Annotated in this window: 20 protein-coding genes; 16 read left to right on the top strand and 4 right to left on the bottom strand. The window is 37.6% G+C overall.

Features of this window, described 5'->3' with window-relative positions; translation table 11 throughout:
* Window positions 1-22: 22 nt before the first annotated feature.
* Window positions 23-850: an SDR family NAD(P)-dependent oxidoreductase gene (locus AC4G3K_RS13990; RefSeq protein ID WP_491133702.1), complete on the bottom strand. Its 828-nt coding sequence runs from the start codon at window positions 848-850 to the stop codon at window positions 23-25.
* Window positions 851-917: 67 nt separating this feature from the next.
* On the opposite strand from AC4G3K_RS13990, the gene AC4G3K_RS13985 reads away from it, so the two are divergent.
* From AC4G3K_RS13985 to AC4G3K_RS13950, 8 genes are all read left to right on the top strand, one after another.
* Entirely contained in the window at window positions 918-1,586 is a 669-nt protein-coding gene (locus AC4G3K_RS13985; RefSeq protein WP_491133701.1) for a TetR/AcrR family transcriptional regulator, read from the top strand.
* 393 nt (window positions 1,587-1,979) lie between these two features.
* Window positions 1,980-2,432 (top strand): DUF1648 domain-containing protein, encoded by a 453-nt coding sequence (locus AC4G3K_RS13980; RefSeq protein WP_491133700.1) that lies wholly within the window; start codon window positions 1,980-1,982, stop codon window positions 2,430-2,432.
* A gap of 275 nt (window positions 2,433-2,707) precedes the next feature.
* Window positions 2,708-3,679: an NAD(P)H-dependent flavin oxidoreductase gene (locus tag AC4G3K_RS13975; RefSeq protein WP_491133699.1), complete on the top strand. Its 972-nt coding sequence runs from the start codon at window positions 2,708-2,710 to the stop codon at window positions 3,677-3,679.
* Window positions 3,680-4,631: 952 nt separating this feature from the next.
* The gene (locus AC4G3K_RS13970) at window positions 4,632-5,138 is read left to right on the top strand and encodes a GNAT family N-acetyltransferase (RefSeq protein WP_491133698.1); all 507 of its coding nucleotides are present in this window, start codon (window positions 4,632-4,634) and stop codon (window positions 5,136-5,138) included.
* 118 nt (window positions 5,139-5,256) lie between these two features.
* The gene (locus tag AC4G3K_RS13965; protein WP_491133697.1) at window positions 5,257-5,751 is read left to right on the top strand and encodes a GNAT family N-acetyltransferase; all 495 of its coding nucleotides are present in this window, start codon (window positions 5,257-5,259) and stop codon (window positions 5,749-5,751) included.
* Between the two features lie 1,099 nt (window positions 5,752-6,850).
* A complete protein-coding gene (locus AC4G3K_RS13960; RefSeq protein ID WP_491133696.1) occupies window positions 6,851-7,303 on the top strand; it encodes a staygreen family protein in 453 nt (150 codons plus the stop codon).
* Between the two features lie 73 nt (window positions 7,304-7,376).
* Window positions 7,377-7,937 carry a YcxB family protein gene (locus tag AC4G3K_RS13955; protein WP_491133695.1) on the top strand — a complete coding sequence of 187 codons (561 nt, stop codon included), beginning with the start codon at window positions 7,377-7,379 and terminating at the stop codon, window positions 7,935-7,937.
* Window positions 7,934-8,431: a metallophosphoesterase family protein gene (locus tag AC4G3K_RS13950; RefSeq protein ID WP_491075053.1), complete on the top strand. Its 498-nt coding sequence runs from the start codon at window positions 7,934-7,936 to the stop codon at window positions 8,429-8,431. Before AC4G3K_RS13955 ends, AC4G3K_RS13950 begins: the two co-directional genes overlap by 4 nt.
* 62 nt (window positions 8,432-8,493) lie before the next feature.
* Here AC4G3K_RS13950 and AC4G3K_RS13945 read toward each other — a convergent pair whose 3' ends face one another.
* Together AC4G3K_RS13945 and AC4G3K_RS13940 are read right to left on the bottom strand one after the other, a co-directional pair.
* Complete coding sequence (locus AC4G3K_RS13945; RefSeq protein WP_491133694.1) at window positions 8,494-9,513, bottom strand: HAAS signaling domain-containing protein; 1,020 nt, start codon at window positions 9,511-9,513, stop codon at window positions 8,494-8,496.
* A gap of 1 nt (window position 9,514) precedes the next feature.
* Entirely contained in the window at window positions 9,515-9,847 is a 333-nt protein-coding gene (locus AC4G3K_RS13940; RefSeq protein ID WP_491133693.1) for a PadR family transcriptional regulator, read from the bottom strand.
* Window positions 9,848-10,253: 406 nt separating this feature from the next.
* Between AC4G3K_RS13940 and AC4G3K_RS13935 the strand changes: the two genes are divergently transcribed.
* The 6 genes from AC4G3K_RS13935 (at window position 10,254) to AC4G3K_RS13910 (ending at window position 15,920) form a co-directional block, all read left to right on the top strand.
* Window positions 10,254-10,805 (top strand): tyrosine-type recombinase/integrase, encoded by a 552-nt coding sequence (locus AC4G3K_RS13935; protein ID WP_491076213.1) that lies wholly within the window; start codon window positions 10,254-10,256, stop codon window positions 10,803-10,805.
* 141 nt (window positions 10,806-10,946) lie between these two features.
* A complete protein-coding gene (locus AC4G3K_RS13930; RefSeq protein ID WP_491133692.1) occupies window positions 10,947-11,447 on the top strand; it encodes a hypothetical protein in 501 nt (166 codons plus the stop codon).
* Window positions 11,448-11,774: 327 nt separating this feature from the next.
* Window positions 11,775-11,999, top strand: a complete 225-nt coding sequence (locus AC4G3K_RS13925; RefSeq protein WP_491075057.1) for a hypothetical protein — start codon at window positions 11,775-11,777, stop codon at window positions 11,997-11,999.
* A gap of 314 nt (window positions 12,000-12,313) precedes the next feature.
* Complete coding sequence (locus AC4G3K_RS13920; protein ID WP_491075059.1) at window positions 12,314-13,627, top strand: sugar ABC transporter substrate-binding protein; 1,314 nt, start codon at window positions 12,314-12,316, stop codon at window positions 13,625-13,627.
* A 203-nt stretch (window positions 13,628-13,830) separates the two neighbouring features.
* Entirely contained in the window at window positions 13,831-15,015 is a 1,185-nt protein-coding gene (locus tag AC4G3K_RS13915; RefSeq protein ID WP_491133691.1) for a carbohydrate ABC transporter permease, read from the top strand.
* A complete protein-coding gene (locus AC4G3K_RS13910; RefSeq protein WP_491133690.1) occupies window positions 15,012-15,920 on the top strand; it encodes a sugar ABC transporter permease in 909 nt (302 codons plus the stop codon). The genes AC4G3K_RS13915 and AC4G3K_RS13910 overlap by 4 nt, the downstream gene beginning before the upstream one ends.
* Before the next feature lie 345 nt (window positions 15,921-16,265).
* Here the strand turns inward: AC4G3K_RS13910 and AC4G3K_RS13905 are convergent, their stop codons facing one another.
* A complete protein-coding gene (locus tag AC4G3K_RS13905; protein ID WP_491133689.1) occupies window positions 16,266-17,258 on the bottom strand; it encodes an aldo/keto reductase in 993 nt (330 codons plus the stop codon).
* Window positions 17,259-18,029: 771 nt separating this feature from the next.
* Between AC4G3K_RS13905 and AC4G3K_RS13900 the strand changes: the two genes are divergently transcribed.
* Both AC4G3K_RS13900 and murQ read left to right on the top strand, forming a co-directional pair.
* Window positions 18,030-18,890 carry an HAD family hydrolase gene (locus AC4G3K_RS13900; protein ID WP_491133688.1) on the top strand — a complete coding sequence of 287 codons (861 nt, stop codon included), beginning with the start codon at window positions 18,030-18,032 and terminating at the stop codon, window positions 18,888-18,890.
* A 195-nt stretch (window positions 18,891-19,085) separates the two neighbouring features.
* On the top strand, window positions 19,086-19,997 hold the full coding sequence (gene murQ / locus AC4G3K_RS13895) for an N-acetylmuramic acid 6-phosphate etherase (protein WP_491133687.1): 912 nt from the start codon (window positions 19,086-19,088) through the stop codon (window positions 19,995-19,997).
* Window positions 19,998-20,011 lie beyond the last annotated feature (14 nt).

The following is a 20,011-nucleotide window of genomic DNA, read 5'->3' as shown; positions in this document are numbered from 1 at the left end:
AAGGTTATTTTATAGACGTTAATTACCAAGCAATGGCACCATCTTCATCAGAGAAGGTCCCTGTTGGACCATCCGCATCAAGCATCGCAAGTCGGACTGCTTCACGTGCTCCTTGTTCGACACTGCGAGAGCCAGAAAAATTATTGAGTGCAGTTGAGGTATGTCCAGGACATGCAGCATTGACCTTGATATTTGACGATTCAAGCGCGAAAGCGAAGGCAAGTGTCACCGCATGAACAGCTGATTTTGAGGCTGAATAGGCTCCAAACATCGCACGGTGCGAATTCTCCGGAAGGGAATTCCAACTAAGGGAGCCGCCAGTGCTGCCCATATTGACGATCCGACCTGCTGGAGCTTCACGTAAAAGTGGCAACATGGCCTGTGTAACAGCAATGACTCCAAAAACATTCGTTTCATAAACTGCGCGAATGTCTTCGAGTGAAGCAATAGTCATAAGACCGCTTGCCGCGCCGCCGCTCGGAAACGGATCGCCAGGTTTTCCTGCATGTGAGATGCCTGCATTGTTCACGAGTACGTCGAGACGACCAAATTCGCTCCGAATACGTTCTGCTGCAGCAAAGATGGAATCCTGATTTGTAACGTCGAGCTGGAGAGCATGTGCATCCGTTCCAATGTTAGCTGAGGCCGACTTTCCGTTCTCTAGGCTACGTGATCCGATAAGCACGGTATAATTGTGTGCCGCCAGATCCTTTGCAATTTGTAACCCTATTCCTTTGTTTGCTCCGGTGATCAATGCTACAGGTTTGTTCTGCAAGTTTTTAATCTCCTTTATATATGGAATACTATCTATAAATTTCCCAGCAAATGTGGGATAATTATAGTAAACCACACAATTACGGAACTGTAAAGTTCCGAAACTAATAAGTTTTATAAAATGTTTAAAAGGGGTTAAATGTATGAAGAAAATAAAGAAAGAAACATCCGAGCAAAGCCAAGTAGCTGAGGTATTGGCAGAGAAGCCTGCACAAAAATTAGGACGTAAGCGCGATCACACACGGGACGAGAAAATTCTTGAAGCGGCGATAGACATTCTTGCGGATGCGGGATTCGATGGTATGACAATGGACATGGTTGCAGCTCAAGCAAAGGCCGGAAAAGCAACAGTATACCGCCGATGGTCTTCTAAGGCAGAGTTAGTCCAGGAAGCGCTGACCTGGATGAACCGAAGTCATCTTGAGTTGGAGCATTTGCCTGATACAGGTACATTACGTGGTGATCTTCTTGCCCTTTTAAAGCCGCAATCGATCGAAGAAGGAGAGAAAAAGCTTCGAGTCATTATGGGGCTAGGGTCTTTTTTGCAGCAGATGGAATTGTCTGAGGGGGGTGGTATCGGAATTTTTGATTCTTGGGACACCCTGAATCGTGAACTCATTCAACGATCTGTAGTTCGTGGCGAATTATCCGCTCATGCGGATGTTGAGATGGCTTGCCAGGTTATTGTTTCCATGGCTGCTTTTCGTGGACTTGTTCAACACCAGCCGTTCGACAAGGATTTCTACGCAACTCTAATCGACAGTATTCTGCTGCCTGCTCTCAAGAACCCTCAAACAGTTTCTCATAATTGAGACTAATTAGAGGTAATTGTGCCTGGTATTGAACCTTGATTGGCTTCTAGCCTTTCAAGGTTTTTTTACAATAAGAAGAAGTGACATTAATCTTTCAAATAGTTCATCCAACAACATATTTTAAATTTGAAAGAAGGAGAAAAACAAGGATATGAATTGTAATTAGGTTGTGAAACTATCTACTTAAAAGGTACGGGTACGATTGCCAAATAATTCAAATGCTTTTTTACTATCAAATCAGATTAGCGGAAGAAGGATTTAATAGTATCGTAACGAATAAATACTATATACATAGTTGGAAGTTTTTTAGTTGACGTCATTGTAAAGGAGGTAAATAGCATATTAAATTCTTGGGAAAGACCTAAAATAAAAATAGGAAAAACGAAGAGTGAATTGGTTTGGGATCTTATTGGCTATACATTCTATTTAGGATCAATCATCTTTTTAATATTCAATTGGCAGGCACTACCTGCTAAAGTGCCAGTACATTTTAATGCTCTGGGTGAAGTTGATCGTTGGGGTTCAAAAATAGAACTTTTAATTTTACCTGTTTTGGGTGTCTTTGTGGCAGGTTTAATGCATTTATTTGAAAAGTATCCAGAGACACATAATTATCCAGAACAAATTAATGATGAAAATGCCGAAGAATTTTATTTGATAAGTAGAAAAACAATGAATCAGTTAAAAAATATTAGCCTTATCATCTTTGCTTTGATTTCATTTGAGTCAATTACAATTGCTTTAGGCTGGGAGAACCAATTAGGCATATGGCTCATCCCCATTATAATAGGAAGTGTGGCTATTCCTATCGTATATGGAGTAATCAAACAAAAAAAGATTATATAGCTTACCGGAAAATATAACTTTATATTTTCTCGTGATATATTATTTAAAAAGTAATGGGGCGTTGATTCTAAATAAGGATTAATGCCTTTTTCTATTGAAATCTTTATAGCAATAAGGAACAGGTTACCGGAAGAAGTCGTTTTCAAATAATGTCTTCCTAATAATCAACTGTGATTGTAGAAGAAGCTTTTGTTTAGACTAATTGAAATTTGCTGATAAAACCTTAGTAAGTTAACATAATATAAGAAGAGATATAAACTTTAGAGGTGAAAAATATGAATACAAAAACAAACAAAAGAGTAGAGGCCATCTTAGGAATAAAATATCCAGTTATTCAAGCACCAATGAATTGGCTTACAAACGCTAAATTTGTTGCTGCTGTTTCTGAAGCTGGTGGATTAGGAGTCTTAGGATTTAATGCGGGTCCACTTGCAAAAGATGAAAACGTATCTATAGAGGAAAGACTTAGAAGTGAGATTAGAGAAATTAAAAAGTTAACGGATAAACCATTTGGCATTAATGTGTATTCTCCCGAAGAAGGTATGGAGACAGATGTTTTTATAAGTTCAACACTTGATGTTGCTTTTGAAGAAGATGTCAAAATCTTTGTAGCGGTAGGTGAAGTTAATAGAAACTTTTTTAAAGAAATAAAAAATCGTGGTGGTATTATAATTTTCAGAGAGTTAACGCCATCGGTTGTTTCTGCAAAAATCGCAGAAGAGAGTGGTGTTGATATTATCGTGGCTACAGGATACGACGAGGGAGGTCATATCCCACAACGACCAATTGGTACTTTCTCAATCGTACCAACAATTGTAGATGTTGTTGACATCCCGGTTATTGCTGCAGGTGGAATTAATGATATTCGTGGGGTACGAGCTGCTTTCGCACTTGGAGCTGAAGGAGTCTTTGTAGGAACTCGTTTTATTGTATCTGAAGAGAATCCTGCTTCTGAGGAGGCTAAACAAGACATTATCAATTCTAAAGCAGAAGATTTATTACTTGTTTCAGGTCTACAGCGTTCTACTCCTACTAAATCAGCGGTGGAGTTGGCGCAAATGTATAATAGTGGGAAATCTACTGGTGAAGTTGAACAAGAGATTAATAAGCGCGGCGGTCTTCGTATAGGAATGCTTGATGGAAAAATTTCAGAAGGTATTATTTCTGTAAATACAGCGATTGATACGGTTAAAGAAAAGAAAACAGTTAAAGGAATTGTAGATGAATTAATGGCTGATTTCCAATAAAATAATAGTTGGGGCTGGGATATAACCAGCCTCTAAATAAAATGAAATTGAGCGGTCAATTTCATTTTATTTCATTTATAGATCCTTTTAGAACACCCTGGCTTTAGGTGTTTATCCTTAATGTTTTATTGGAAGTTTATTTAGTACAGTTTATATGGAGCTGTGAACGGTAGCTTCTTTTCTCATGCAGGCAAATGAGGTAACTGTATGAAATTAGATTTATAACTAGTGTAGCAATGATGTTAAGGGATGAAAATGAATTTACTTATTCAGAGACTTTTTTAATATAAACTCGGAGATGAAAAGAATTGCTATTCCTGAGAATAAAATAGTGCCTGAACTAGAAATGAACTCTCTTCCTTTATATTGCTCAAAATAAAAGTTTATTAATAGAATCACGCCCCAATATAAAAACGTTATATAATAAGCCCAATTCGTCGCCTCTTTATTAGAATTCTTATCTTCTTTGAAAAACACGATCTCACTCCTTTTCCATACCAATCAACTAAACTTTACATTTTTTGAACGATAAGTTCAACTACTCAAAATAACTGAGACATTAACCCCAAGAAGAATTAATGCTCTTTTCTATTAGACTTCTGATAGTGGAAAAGGGGAAGCTTTGTAGAAAATGGATTATCATAAAGAGAAGTCGAATATATTTTAAGAAGATAAATTTGTTGTTTCGAGTAGGTGATCCATATATGTCAAAATATATTAGTATCTTCTCATTATCAGTTTTTGTAAGCTTTATCCTTTATTTTACATTTGGGTACATATTAATGAGTAACGCTGATTCGGTAGAGTGGGCAGTATACACGGTAGGAGTAATCATCATTATTCTTCTTTCGTCTTTAATTGCTCTAATATACTATGTGATAGATTTGATTAAGCAGAAAAGGTGATTCGCTTTAGCAGGAATATAGTGAAGCGATAAAAGGGTAAGGAATGAATGATGAAAATACGTATTCTAAATGCGTCTGATGCTCAGGTGTACCAAGAAGTACGATTAAGTGCATTAAAAATCAACCCAGAAGCATTTGGTTCAACATATGAGAGAGAAGTGGAATTTTCACCAGAATTTGTTGCAGAACGATTAGAACCTGTTAAGGATCGATTTGTCCTAGGTGCTTTTAATGAATATGATTCGTTAGTTGGAATAGTTACTTTTATGTGTGAGCCCAGTCTCAAAACCAGTCACAAAGGAAATATTTTCGGGATGTATGTAGTACCAGAAGCTAGAGGAAAGGGTTTAGGAAAATCGCTACTAGTTGAACTAATAAAGAAAGCGAAGAATTGTGATGGATTGGAGCAAATTCACTTGAAGGTTGTATCTGAAAACATCTCAGCCAAGAAACTATATAAATCTTTGGGATTCGAGGTCTATGGTGTAGAAAAAAATGCTTTAAAATTTAATGGGCAGTATTATGATGAGGATATGCTAGTTTTAACTATCTAATTATTAAGCTAAGAGGGGCAATGGTAGAAGATTTTTTTTGTAAAAGGAATTGTTAATTGAAGATCAGCTAACAATTTTTCTGTGTTGAATTAGTATTAAAACAATGAGGTGGTAAATTTTGATACATGTAAAAAGTTTGGAACATAGTCAGCATGATTTAGATTTTTTAACGGATATGATGTATGAATCTATTTATATACCTGAAAATAAGCCGCCTAAAGAAGAACTGTTAAATTTACCACATATCAAAAAATATAGTGAGGGATGGGGACGAAAAGGTGATAGAGCAATAATAGGTTTTGAGGATAATATACCTGTTGGTGCAGCGTGGTATCGTCTATTTACAGAAGATCAAAAGGGATATGGATATGTTGACGATAAGACTCCGGAGATAGGTATAGCTGTTATTAATAAATTAAGAGGTAAGGGGATCGGTAACCTGCTTATGGAAAAGTTACTTGAAACAGCTTCTAGAGATGGTTATACATCACTGTCTTTGAGTGTTGACCCCAACAACATTCAGGCAGTGCAACTTTATAAGAAACTAGGATTTGGACGATCTGGTTTATCAGGAACATCTTGGACAATTATATATAACATACCATTTAGTTAGATATCTACAACTAATTGAGGCGTTGATCCAGTAGGAATTAATACTTTTTCAGTTGAACTGTAATGCTAGTAAAGAAACGTTAGTTTAACAAGTTTTGGTATTATGAAAATTTTTGGAGGTGAGTGTTTTGTCCCTTGGGATTTTAGCCCTTGTAACTATGGCAATATGGATCATACAAATTTATGAATTCCTTAAACCTGAAGATAAGCAAGACAATAGAAAAAGTATATTATTAACTACCTTTGGATGCTTGTTAACAACAATACTGACTGTCCAACTTTTTCAAAATTTCTTCACCTAAAATGTAATCACAACTGCTCCTGATTAGGAGCATCAGGTTGTAGACAAAAGGAATTCAGAAAGGCTCTAAAGGGGCCATTTTCTAAGTTCCTTCTTTATTTTTTGGATTATTCACGAGGGTTAGACCTATCCTTATCTACTTTTTTAATCCATTTTTGGACTTTCCGCGTCCGTGGTTCTTTCTTTGATATCTTCTTTTTCAAATTTATCAGGTGGAAAAGGTTTTTTAACCTTGGTCTTCCCGGTCTCCGTTAATTTCTACATTCAAACGTTCTTAATATCCTCACGAAGTGGATAGATGAACGAAAAATCAATCGTGACTTCTACTTTACGCTCTGGCACAAGTTGTTCTAACGTAATCATCTCGAGCTGTTCTAGATTCTTTTACATATATTTGATTATCACCCTCATCGTCACATTGGTAAATAATAGTACCAAAAAACTCAAAGAATTTCTGTCTTAAACTGAGAAAACTCCCCTAAAGCACCGAATCCTATTTTCTGCAGAATGGGGGAGACTCCTGCGGGAAGAACAAGCTCATCATAGACCCCGCAGCGCATAGCGCTAGGAGGCTTGATGCTTGCCCGCGGAAAGCGAGCCCATTCTGTAGAGAATAGTATTAACCGAATATGAAAAGTAAATCCATCCTGTAAAATACTGTGATTAAGTTAAGAATTCGAGGGTGTTATGAAATGAACAGTGTAAGAATAAAGAGAGATTTTCAATATTCCAGTGCACCAATTATAGGCAAGTATCATAGAATGATAAAAAAATCATCTTATTAAGGGGTGTTTCTGCTATGGCTTTCCAGACAGAACAATTAAGTGTGACCATTATTCCACCTATGACTCCTTTGGGTCCTTTAGAGTGTAGAAAATATACGTTGACACATTCTGATGTGAGCGGACAGATCTTTCTCAGCATAGGCTATGAAATTGATGCGTCAAAGATTAACTGGGAGATGCGCGATGAAGTGGTGGCTGATTGGCAGATGATGAACGGGCAGTTCATCTTTACAGCCTATGTTCATATAAGTGATGGTGATTTTGATGTATCTAAGGCAGGAGAACGGTATGAGCATTTCAAGAAAATGATGCCTGTAGCCTTGCATGCCATTGTTTATGGAGATCAAACGCTATTAGCATATTATCCGTGGTTGTTGGATAGCCCGGTTTATGTTCACTTTTCATCTAAATATCCTGAATATAATAAAACGGAATTTTACGGGATAGTCCGACATTATCAGTCATAATGTTGGCTGTCCTTTTTGTTTACTGTTATATCCTGTTACAATGAAGGGAAACCAAAAGATATGAGGGAATAAGATGGTATTAACATATGACCTTAAACTAACTGACTTAATTGATTTTTATCTTCATGAAACAAAGCAGTCCAAATCAAATCTCCGTAGAATGAGGAACAGAAAAATAAAGCTCTTTTTCATCACCTTCAGTATTTTGTTGATCCTGCAATGGCTTTATATTCGTCCTCTATCACTTATTCATTATGTATACAGTTTGTGTATTGCCTTATTGCCTGTTACCTTTTATTCGGTTTATGTTGAAAGAGCAATCAAAAGAAAATTTAAAAAATTTCATAAGAATAGCAGGGAGCCCAATTTATTTGGTACATATCAGCTAGTCGTGAGGAAAGATGGATTAAAAGAAATGGTTGAAGGGGGAAAACAGGAATTATATAAATGGCAAGACATTATTACGATTGTAAAGCAAAAGAATTATATTTATATTTATACAGATGCCATTCGTGCCATTATCATTCCGGTACGGATATTTAGTACTATAGATGATTGTTTCTTTTTTCTAAATGAATTGAAAAGACATATAAAGGAATCAACTAATCAATGTATCGAGGTGAAGAGTGATTGAAAGTAGTTGTTGTTTCAGATACTCATATGCCGAGAATGGCTAAAGGTCTTCCTCCGCGTTTAAAGGAGGAATTAAAAACAGCTGAACTGATTTTGCACGCAGGAGACTGGCAAACGAGAGAGGTCTATGAAGAATTAAAAGCCTATGCACCAGTCGAGGGTATTTGTGGAAATGTAGATGGACAAGACCTTATAGATCAATTCGGATTTCAAAAAATCCTGTCATTAGAGGGGTATCGTATTGGGATGGTCCATGGTCATGGCAAAAAAGGAACAACAGAGCAAAGAGCAATTGGAACGTTTAGCAAAATGGAACTGGATATGATTATATTCGGACATTCCCATATACCTATTAATAAAACGATTGGTGGAACGATTCTCTTTAATCCAGGTTCTCCTACAGATAAAAGACGCCAACCTGAATACTCATTTGGCATACTAAGGATTGGAGATCGTCTGACAGTTGAACATGTATTTTATTCCGATAAGAAGTAAGCAAAATAAAAAGGATGCAGCTCTACTAAAGTTTATCTTTAATATAGAATGCATCCTCTTGTTTACTTCTTATGTTTGCGCTGATATTTAGTTGTTTTATAGGCTTTGTAATAGGCAAAGGCGCAATCAATAACCAATATTAAAATAACGATAGCTAATATGATGGTAATTACACCTGGTGGCAATGTACCGCTTGTGGTTTTTTCAAATAATAGATTGAACCGTTCTAAAAAATCATTGTTGAATAGAGTAGTGTCATACAGCATTTTATAAAGGAGTGCTATAACAAATGTAATTTGGATTGTATAAAGTATGGCTGTGTAGTATGTCCATTTACCTATCGTGTATTTTAATGCAGCTAAGCTAATCTCTAAAACTGCCAATGCCAACAAAAGGGGTACATACGTTTTCAGGACGGATGGATTAAATAAAGAAGCTTTTAAAACCAGTTCCCCATTTTCTGTTTCGTACCAACCCAGCAGTTGTTGTGAAAATAATAAAACCAAAATCCATATGATTGTCCAAATGAACCCAAATATAGCTTCGGATCTTGGTATTTGATATTTATGTTTTTGAACAGTCCGTCTTTGCAGTTGGTCAATCGTCCACTTTGGCTTAATAAGAGGGATGCTATTAGAATCTGCCACTTTGTCGATAACTATAAATGTTATCGTAACCCAGGTAAATACTTGGAAAGCAGCTTGAATAACTCCCATGATCGAATCTGAAAACATATGGATGAAAAAGGTTACAACTGAAGAATAACTGGTGAAATCTGAAATGTCGCTGATGATTTGACCCACTACTATTATACAGGCCATAATAGCCATCGCAGTTAGTAAAACCTTTATATAACTATCGTAAAAGAGTGGTCCTATAATATACCGTTTATTTCCGCTGTAATTAGCAGCGAGAATTTTAGGATCCCCAAGGCTATTTAAAACGTCCTTTACATCATCTTCCGTATAGTCATCGGGTAGCATATCCTCAATGTGCCCCTGAAGTTCCCTTGCAATCTCCGCTTTGGAATTTTCAGGTAGCCATTTTGTAACTTCATAAACATATATATCAATTAAATTCATCTCATCCATCCTCTCGTAATAATTGTATCATTTGTTGAGCTGTTTCAGTCCAAGCTTCCTCTAATTTTTTATAAACTTCTTTGCCTTCTGGACTTAATCGATAATATTTCCTTTGTCGATTTCCATTTAGTTCCCAATTGCTAATCAGTAATCCTTGTTTTTCTAATCTTCTCAATAAAGGGTAAAGGGTGCCTGGATCAATCGCTACATGTTTTTCCTCGAGGGATTGAACGAGTGAATATCCATATTCCGGATTTTGGAGTTGACTTAAAACGGCAAGAGTAAGTGTACCTCTTCGTAATTCAATAATGAGAGATTGTATAAGTTCATCCAAAACGCCTCCACCTCCTAATTATATAATAGTGTATGTTATACAGTATTGTTAAGTGAATAATACCCAAAATTAAGACAAAAGAATTCAAAAAACGACCTTCATAATTCGCTTTTAAGGACCTTGTTTTTTTCTTTGAAGGTATTTGTATTATAAATAGTTAATTTTGAATATGAGCAATTTGTAGGCTTTTGACGAAAAATAAGGAATCGAGTAGAAATTTGTTATTAAATATTTGAAAATTCCGAATGTAACAAAGGACCTGAATTGATACATTCGAAAAGTGATTAAATCAACCTTTATAGAGGATGTGAAAATTAAAAAATCTTGTATTTGAATGGTCTATTCACGTACAATGAAAGAAGGGTAGAAGGGGGACTGGAAACAAGTGCATACAGCAACCAAACGGATAAAAAATGTACAGCCTATTCGCCGGCTTGATCAAATAGAGGCTATGAAAAAAGCATTAATGCGCTATTGCAGTTATCGGGATTATCTAATGTTTACAATCGGAATTAATATAGGACTCAGGATTGGGGATTTATTGCAACTGCGCGTAAAAGATATATTGGATGGAACCCATATTGTCATAATTGAACAAAAGACAGAAAAAACGAAGCGGTTCTTGATTAATCCACAATTGCGTAAAGAAGTAAAAAAATATGTCAAGAAAGAAAAACTCTCTAAGGAAGATTATCTTTTTCCAAGCCGTAAAGGGAATGGACCCATTACCAGAGTACAGGCTTATCGTGTATTAAATAAAGCCGCCGAAATGGCTGATATTCAAGATGTGGGAACCCATACTTTGCGTAAAACATTCGGTTATTTACACTATCAAAAATATAAAGATATTGCGCTGCTGCAACAAATCTTAAACCATTCTAACCAAAAAGATACAATGATCTACATAGGATTAACACAAGATTTAATGGATGAAACTTTAATGGACTTCTATTTTTAATCTTTTATTTATAAACCAACCAATGTACAGACTTTCGGTTGGTTTATTTGTACAGATGAGGTAAACCTGTCATAATTTATTATGTGGTATAAAATCCCAATGATAAGAGAACAAATACTTTGTTGATGGGTGGGAGAAAGATTGAGTAAAAAAGAAAAAAGGAAAAAATCAAAGTGGCTATCTCTTATTATAGTAATAATAGGAATACTAGCAGCAGGAGTAATTGGTTTTACTATCTATTATCATTTGAACGAACCATCCAAAGAAGCTATTGAACAAGTAAAAGAAAATCCACCCGAAAATATATCGTATGAAGAAAGCGTCTTAATTGCAGAATATCACGCAAAATATAATGACTTAACAGGCTATGGTAATATTGAAGAATTAGATATTTCAGAGGCGAAGAGCTTATCAGCTATACTTGAGAGAGATATGAAAGAAATGATTAAACACGGGACAGTAAATAAACGATTATCTGAAGACTTTCAGCAGATTCAAGCACTTGCTACGACAACCAAAAATAAAGCAGACAAAGAACAGATTCGATTAATACACCGTTATTTTCATGATCTGGATATTGCGATTAATCAGTATAGCGATGCGAAGGATGTTTTTGGGGTAACTAAGACTCTCGGTAAGTAAGAAGCTCGTGATTTTATGGGGATATTGTAATAAATGAAGAAGAAAATCGAGTTAAATTGAACGCTTAACTTATACAGTAGAAATTCAAAAATAGTAAAGGATAGACAAGCATACACATGTGCTCGTCTATCCTTTTTGTTTACTTGTAATTTGTTTAGTGATTTCTTCACTGCATAAATAAAGTTACTGATACTCAAGCAATGTAAATATCGTCCAAAATACGGAGTGTATTCTCAATATTCTCGAACTATAGAAATACGATAATGTGAAAAATAAATTTCTGATAACTATGTTTCCCTCATATAATGAATGTGAGCGGGGTTTCGTGTGCTATTAACGGAAGAAACGTTTGCCCGCTATGCCATCATGATGATTGGAGAAGACAATGGGGAGCGTTTGGAAGAAGGAGACAAATGGGTAGGGGAAGAAAAGGATATTTCAACATGGTTTTTCAGTTCGAATGCCTGGTTATGGAATCGAGGGGATGAGGGGAGGGTTATAATTATGCCGCTTTTAAAGCAAATGCTGTCCAGATGGCATGAGAGACTGTAGGACACAGGAGCGAATGCTTTGTTTTCAGAAAATCATGACCAGCCGAGAAGCTTCACCACATGGATAAATGACGAGCCATGGCACAAAGAAAACGATACAGATTTTTTAATGGTTATTATAAAAACGCTTCCAATTAACATCATTGGAATTACTTTTCATTCGTGCACGGGTTTATCAGAACTGAAAGTATATAAAAATAAAAAAGTTTAAGAAAATAATTGGAATAATATGTTAAAATAAATACAATGCATCATGAAAGCGTTTGCAACATGATTTTATACATGGTATAAAATTCCCCATTTAGGAGGTTTCACATGATCAAGAAAAGAATAGTTGGTATGTTGGCATCGGCCACCTTGTTGGCAGGTCTGTTGGCAGGATGTTCGGAAGATGAATCAAAAAAATCAACCACAGAACCAAAACCCAAGGAAACCACAAAAGAAACACTCAAACCTGAAGATGGTGCAAGCCTGATTATTTGGGACAACGGGGCAGACGAGGGCGCATGGGCGACTTATGTTGCAGAGCAATTCACGAAAAAATACAATGTGCCTGTTGAAGTACAAGAAGTAGGACACACAGACGCAGCGGGCAAATTGGAAACAGACGGACCAGCTGGCTTAGGTGCCGATGTTTTCAACTCCGCCCATGACCATTTAGGAAAATTGGTAAAAGCAGGATTGGTGTATGACAACTATTTTGCCGATGATTATCAAGATATGTTCTTGGAAGCAGCGGTAAACGGGACAAGCTTTGTTGACAAAGATGGAAAAAAGAAAATGTTCGGCTACCCTATCTCCATTGAAACGTATGCCTTGTACTACAATAAAGACATCGTGAAAGAGGCTCCAAAAACATGGGATGACTTGTTTAAAACAGCTAAAGAATTCCAAGCAACGAGCAAAGGAAAAGATAAGAAATATGGTTTTATGATGGAACCAGGTAACTTTTATTATACACATGCTTTCCTTGCTGGATATGGCGGCTATGTATTCGGAAAAGAAGACACTGATCCAACGGATCTTGGTGTCAACAATGAAGGAGCCATCAAATCAGCGGAATTCATGAAAAAAATCAACAAAGAATTGTTACCGATGAAAAAAGAAGATATCACGGGTGATGTCATTTCCTCTTTCTTCAATGAAAATAAATTAGCCTTTCGTATTTCAGGTCCATGGGATGTTAAAAACCATCAAGATGCTGGTGTGAACTTTGGAATCGCTCCGCTACCAACATTAGATAACGGCGAAACGCCAAAATCCTACTCAGGCATCAAAGCTTACTATGTAAACAGTTATTCCAAATACCCAAAAGCAGCATCTCTTTTTGCTCAAATGGCTTCCAGTGAAGAAATGCTCTTAAAACGTTACGAATTGACAGGCCAATTACCTCCAGCGACTTCGCTCCTTGATAACGAAACCATTAAAAAAGATGAAGTATCCATGGCTTTCTTGGAACAGGCGAAAAATGCTGTGCCGATGCCAAACATCCCAGAAATGCAAGCAGTATGGGGACCAATGGAAATGGCTTACACATCCATTTGGAATGATGGAACAGACTCGAAAAAAACGCTTGACTCAGCCAAAGAACAAATTGAAGATGCAGTGACCACCCAGAATAAAAAATAAAGAGGTCATCTATCAAAAGAGCCAATATCCAGGTAGTGAGATATTGGTTCTTTTTTTCTAAGAAGGGAAAAGGAGGTCAAAAATAAATGAAAACACATGCCAAGAAAAGCCTAATCTTTTCTTTGCTGTTTATGGGACTTGGGCAATTGTACAATCGACAGTACATCAAAGGCATTCTATTTGCCAGTATGGAGCTATACCTCGTGGTGTTTTGGACATTGCCGTTTCGAAATGCTATGTGGGGGTTAGCTACATTAGGGGAAACGGTACAGACCCGTGTGGGATTTGAAATTCAGCAAGGGGATCACAGTATCTTCTTGTTAATCGAAGGAATCATCTTTTTAATTTGCGGATTGTTCTTTGTTTGGATGTATTATTTGAACGCGAAGGATGCTTGGAAAGTCGGACAATGGCGAGATCAAGGGAAAAAACCAAACACATTCAAAAAAACTCTCCGTGTCTTAATGGATAAAGGATTTCCGTACTTTTTGCTCACACCATCGATTGTGTTCACGGCCTTTTTAACCATCTTGCCTCTGATTTTTGGTATTGCAATCGCTTTTACCAACTATTCGGGACCGAACCACTTGCCGCCTGCTTCATTAGTGGACTGGGTGGGATTTCAAACCTTTATTGACTTATTTAACTTGAAAACTTGGAATCGTACGTTCATCGGCGTCTTCGGATGGACGATTATTTGGGCGATTTTAGCCACGGTTACCACATTCTTTGTCGGAATCTTGTTTGCGGTTCTCTTGAATTCTAAAGGAATCAAATTCCGAAAATTTTGGAGAAGCATTTATATCTTACCATGGGCGATTCCATCATTCGTCAGCATTTTGATCATGCGGAATCTATTCAACGGGGAATTCGGGCCAATCAACCAATATTTAGAAGTCATTGGACTCGCCAGCATCCCATGGCTCAGCGACCCAATATGGGCGAAATTCGCACTTGTCATGGTAAATATCTGGTTCGGATTTCCGTTCTGGATGGTCCTGATGAGTGGTGTCATGACGAGCATTGATCGTGAACTCTATGAAGCAGCACAAGTGGACGGGGCAAACGGGAAGCAACAGTTCTGGAAAATCACCATGCCGATTGTCATGTTCTCCACCGCCCCCTTACTCATCATGCAGTTTGCTGGAAATTTCAATAACTTTAACCTGATTTATCTTATGACGAATGGTGGACCTGTGAATGTGGATTACAGTTATGCAGGCTCAACAGATATTTTAATCAGCTGGATTTACAAACTGACCCTCGACCAAAGCCAATTTAATATGGCAAGCGTTGTGAGCATTTTGATCTTTATTGTCATCGCTATTATTTCGGTTTGGAACTTTAGACGAACGAAAGCATTCAACGAGGAGGACATGATGTCATGAAACAAAAAACACGTGAACGAATTTCATTCGTGTGGAAACATTTCCTGCTTCTCGTGGTGGCCATCTTTGTGCTTTATCCAGTTGTATGGATTCTCATGGGAAGTTTGAATCCTGGCGATTCCCTCTTCAGTGCACAGCTTCTTCCTGGGATGGAATGGGGTCTCTTTTGGGATGGGGTTCGGAATTTTGATTTCACTCAGATCGCCCAGTCCGTCAAAGGTATCCGTTTATCCCTGGACCATTTCGTCTATTTGATACAAAAAACCGAGTATGTGACCTGGTACAAAAACACCTTAAAAATCGCACTGTGGAACATGGTGATTTCGACCTTTTTAGTGGTCACAGCTGCCTATGCGTTTAGCAGATTCCGCTTTCCAGGCCGGAAAGAAGGACTGATGGCTATGCTGATTCTACAAATGTTCCCAGGATTTATGGGGATGATCGCCATCTATATCCTGCTTTTACAAATGGGATTATTGGATAATCATTGGGGACTCATCTTGGTTTATGCGGGCGGATCTATTCCGTTTAACGCCTGGCTTGTGAAAGGTTACTTCGATTCCATGCCCCGCAGTTTAGAGGAAGCAGCGAAAATTGACGGTGCAGGTCATTTCACTATTTTCTTTAGAGTGATGATGCCATTGAGTGTTCCGATTCTAGTCTTCGTAGCGGTCTCAAACTTCATCGGGCCGTGGATGGACTTTATCTTCGCCAGATTGGTTTTGCGATCCAATGAGAATAAAACCTTGGCAATTGGGTTGTTTGAGATGGTGACGGGACGAGGAAACACGGAATTTACAACATTCGCGGCTGGAGCAGTGCTTGTTGCACTTCCTATCACAATTCTCTTTATGGCGTTCCAAAAATACATGGTAGAAGGGTTGAAGGCTGGGGCGAATAAATAAGCCCCAGCCCCCCTAAAGTTGGTGGATATTTAGTCATTCGGCAAACACTGCCTGCTCAACGTACCCTTTTAAACAAAAAAGGATATGAAGGGAAACCACATCATAGGATTTCACCCAGCAGACCTGATGATGAACAAATAGTGATACTGTATACCTATCCAAACACGACCGTTCCGATAGAAATCTAGTCCCTGAAATCATGGAGTATAAATGTTTTATTAAATAAAAGCAAAAAACACATTTAGTAGAATACAAAAGAACATTACATCGTAGTGTTAGTTGGATATGGCTTATTCAATAGGTTCATTACGTAAGAAATTCATAAAAACGAAATGGTTTATGCTGTTATACGAAAGAAATCTTGTCGATCTGATGCAATTCTTCTTCTGTGAATGCTAAATTGTTTAAAGCTCTAATGTTATCAAGAATCTGAGAGGGTTTGGAAGCGCCTATGAGAACACTGGTCACGATTCCATCACGCAGAATCCAGCTTATAGCCATCTCTGCAAGTGTCTGTCCGCGCTTCTCAGCTATCTCATTGAGTTTGTTGATTTGAGTTAATCGCTTTTCGGATAAGGCAGACGCATTTAAAAATCGTCCGTCCGTCTTTATTCTACTATCCTCCGGGATTCCATGTAAATATCGATCAGTTAACATTCCCTGTGCTAAAGGACTAAACGCAATAATCCCTTTTTTTAGCTTTAAGGAGGACTCTTTTAAATCATTTTGTTCAATTGTTCGGTCAAAAATAGAATACCTATTTTGATTAATAATAAATGGGCAATGTAATTCCTGTAAAATTTCAGTCGCCTTTTGCAGCGTTTTTGCATCATAATTTGATAGACCTACATACAATGCCTTGCCACTTTTAACGCTGTGTGCCAAAGCTCCCATAGTTTCCTCCAATGGTGTGTGGGGATCCATACGATGATGGTAAAAAATATCAACATATTCCAATCCCATCCTCAGTAAACTTTGGTCAAGACTTGCAAGAAGATATTTTCGACTTCCCCAGTTTCCATATGGACCATCCCACATTTCATATCCAGCTTTAGTGCTGATGATTAGTTCATCACGATATGTCACAAAGTTTTCTTTCAAAATACGCCCCAGATTTTTTTCCGCACTGCCAGGTTCCGGTCCATAGTTATTTGCTAAATCAAAGTGATTAATTCCATTATCAAAAGCGGTAAAACAGAGTTGTTTCATAATTTCATATGAAGCAGTATCGCCGAAATTATGCCAGAACCCCAATGAAATAGCTGGTAACTGAATTCCACTGTTACCACAGCGGGAATATATCATAGATTGATAACGTTGTTTTGATGCCTGATACATATTTTCCCTCCTATATTAAATACTTTAACTATACTAGCGTAGCACTTTAAGTAGACTTAATGTCAAATTTTGTTTTTTGCGATACAAAAGAGTGTATTAAATGGCGGAAAATAGTATTCGAGATATATCAGAAATGTTTACGCTATCTTCATCTACATTGCGGTATTAAGAGGAGACTATTTTTTAAGGAATATCGGAAGGGGAAATTCAGGACATTATATTAATAGTCATGTAACCGTCTCCGAACACTCTTTAGTTTCTAAATAACACCGGTATGACCATAGCATGCGTTAAAGACTTCTTTTAATATGAATCTGTGGAAGCAAAACAAATTGACGATATATTATAATTTTTAGATACACTAAAGAAAATTAACTGGTTTCAGAATGTTTTTGTACATGTGAATAGAACATGGCATTATTAAAGTGACGTTAAGATACATCTGGAAGTAGCAGAACCTTTTTAGAATAGGAGAATTATAGGGATAATCTATATGATGAGTAAACGGTATTTTTACACTTTATCTACAAGAAAATCCGTCTCGTTCTTATAATGGTATTCCCAGTACATGCTCTCTTTGATGCATGTGCAAGATAGATTAATAGTAAGCAATCTGTTATCGCACTTTTATTTTTCTGAATATATTTATTCTTTATAATTGGTCATCCTTTATAGCCAATCTCACTCTCTTATAGAAAAAGTCAATGCGGTTGGTGGTCAGGTTATTTGATAATTCCTACATACATATATGTACACGGGAGGGATACTTAGATGGAATATAAATTATTAGCGGTTGATTTGGATGGAACTTTGTTGAATGCGAAGATGGATATTGACAAAGAAACGATTGAGGCCCTGCATGACTTTAAATCAAGGGGAGGAAAGGTGATCATCTGCAGCGGCAGGACGCCTTTGGCGACTAGGTGGATAGCGGAGACTATCCGTATAACAGATCCAATCATTGCCTACAATGGGGCTGTTATACAAGGGCCAGACGGAAAGATTATACAGCAATCTACCTTTAAAAAAGAAAGTCTGCTGGCCTTTATAGATGCGTGCCAAAACTATGGGGTATATGGGCATTTGTATGAGGGTGACTGTTTACTAGTTCCTGAGAAAAATAAATGGAATGAAAAATGGATTGAGAATAATATCCTGCCTTTACAAGGAACCGGTTCAGAAATGGCAGGCTATGAACGATACCGGGCGCAGTGCCAAATCAGGCTGTTTCATTCTTTCGATGAATATGTGAAAGAAAACGAACCTGCCATTCAAAAGCTGGCTGCTTTTCGGAAGGACCAAGGGGACTATGAAGGATTTATGGATCGGCTATTCAAAATGGAAAATCATTTTGAAGTGAGCAGCAGCTTCGGTTTCACAAGCCTTGAAATTACTCCTCCAAAGATTACTAAGGCATCTGCTTTGGAATATTTGGCAAAAAGGCTTGGCTTGGAAATGTCTGAGGTCGCTGCGATCGGTGACAACTTTAACGATAGACAAATGCTGCTTTCAGCGGGACTTGGCATAGCTATGGGAAATGCGCCGGAGGCAGTCAAGGAAGCAGCTGATGCTGTGACGGAAACGAATGACAGATTAGGTGTGGCACATGCAATTAGAAGATATATATTGTAAGAAAAAAATTGGGAATTTATAGCATATTCTTATGCAGCGATGCATAGAGTATACTTCTTTTTTTGGATTAGAATGAAACAAAGTTTTAAATATTCTATTAAATTATTGAATATTGATTTCAACTGGAGTATATTGGAAGTGTTAGATTACTAGTAATTGGTAACTTTGTGTGGGAATATCTTGGAGGTCTTATTAATGAAAGATAATTTGAATCGATTAACAACGGAATCACGTAACGAGAGAAGCATGCAGATTGATACATCCAGTCCGATGGAAATACTGCGAATTTTAAATGAGGAAGATCAAAAAGTTGCCGCTGCAGTTCAAGAGGTTTTGCCCGATGTGGAAACGGCCGTCCGCTTTGCTATTTCATCCTTCAAAAAAGGAGGACGCCTAATTTATATGGGAGCCGGGACAAGCGGAAGGCTTGGTGTTCTAGATGCAGTAGAATGCCCACCGACCTTCAGTACCAACCCAGAAATGGTGCAGGGTATTATTGCAGGTGGAGAAAGCGCATTCACGAAAGCGGTTGAAGGTGCGGAAGACAGGCCTGAGGATGGCGAAAAAGATTTGAAGGATATCGGTCTTACTGAAGATGATACGGTCATCGGCATTGCTGCAAGTGGCAGGACGCCCTATGTTATTGGTGCACTTCGTTACGCACGTGCGGTAGGCGCCAAAACAGTGGCACTTTCATGTAATAAACAGGCTAGCATCAGTAAAGAGGCAGATCATGCCATCGAAGTTATTGTAGGGCCGGAAGTTCTGACGGGATCCACTAGGCTTAAATCTGCAACCGCTCACAAAATGATTCTTAACATGATTTCAACTTCCTCAATGGTTTTGCTCGGCAAAGCTTATGAGAACTTGATGATTGATGTTCATGTCAGCAACGAGAAACTCAAAGAAAGAGCGATTGGAATTATTGTCAAAATCACAGGAGCAAGCTATGAAACAGCCAGACAAACATTGGAAACTGCTGATCATCAAGTAAAAGTCGCCTTGGTCATGCTAAAAAAGGATGTCAAAAAGGAAGAAGCGGTTTTGATTCTGGAGCAATCCGGAGGGTATGTCCGTAAAGCCATAGAAGCCGATATTGCAGAATGATTTAAAAATAAGTA

Source organism: Bacillus sp. z26, from assembly GCF_058313635.1.
The sequence above is the reverse complement of the archived record's forward strand: the minus strand, read 5'-3'. Positions and strand labels throughout refer to the sequence as shown.

What these genes read in the sequence shown, in the direction of transcription:
- AC4G3K_RS13910 (WP_491133690.1), top strand. Translation starts at nt 15,012, where the DNA reads ATGAAACAAAAAACACGTGAACGAATTTCATTCGTGTGGAAACATTTC.
- AC4G3K_RS13960 (WP_491133696.1), top strand. Translation starts at nt 6,851, where the DNA reads ATGGCTTTCCAGACAGAACAATTAAGTGTGACCATTATTCCACCTATG.
- AC4G3K_RS13945 (WP_491133694.1), bottom strand. Translation starts at nt 9,513, where the DNA reads ATGAATTTAATTGATATATATGTTTATGAAGTTACAAAATGGCTACCT.
- AC4G3K_RS13900 (WP_491133688.1), top strand. Translation starts at nt 18,030, where the DNA reads ATGGAATATAAATTATTAGCGGTTGATTTGGATGGAACTTTGTTGAAT.
- AC4G3K_RS13970 (WP_491133698.1), top strand. Translation starts at nt 4,632, where the DNA reads ATGATGAAAATACGTATTCTAAATGCGTCTGATGCTCAGGTGTACCAA.
- AC4G3K_RS13955 (WP_491133695.1), top strand. Translation starts at nt 7,377, where the DNA reads ATGGTATTAACATATGACCTTAAACTAACTGACTTAATTGATTTTTAT.
- AC4G3K_RS13975 (WP_491133699.1), top strand. Translation starts at nt 2,708, where the DNA reads ATGAATACAAAAACAAACAAAAGAGTAGAGGCCATCTTAGGAATAAAA.
- AC4G3K_RS13985 (WP_491133701.1), top strand. Translation starts at nt 918, where the DNA reads ATGAAGAAAATAAAGAAAGAAACATCCGAGCAAAGCCAAGTAGCTGAG.
- AC4G3K_RS13920 (WP_491075059.1), top strand. Translation starts at nt 12,314, where the DNA reads ATGATCAAGAAAAGAATAGTTGGTATGTTGGCATCGGCCACCTTGTTG.
- murQ (WP_491133687.1), top strand. Translation starts at nt 19,086, where the DNA reads ATGAAAGATAATTTGAATCGATTAACAACGGAATCACGTAACGAGAGA.
- AC4G3K_RS13905 (WP_491133689.1), bottom strand. Translation starts at nt 17,258, where the DNA reads ATGTATCAGGCATCAAAACAACGTTATCAATCTATGATATATTCCCGC.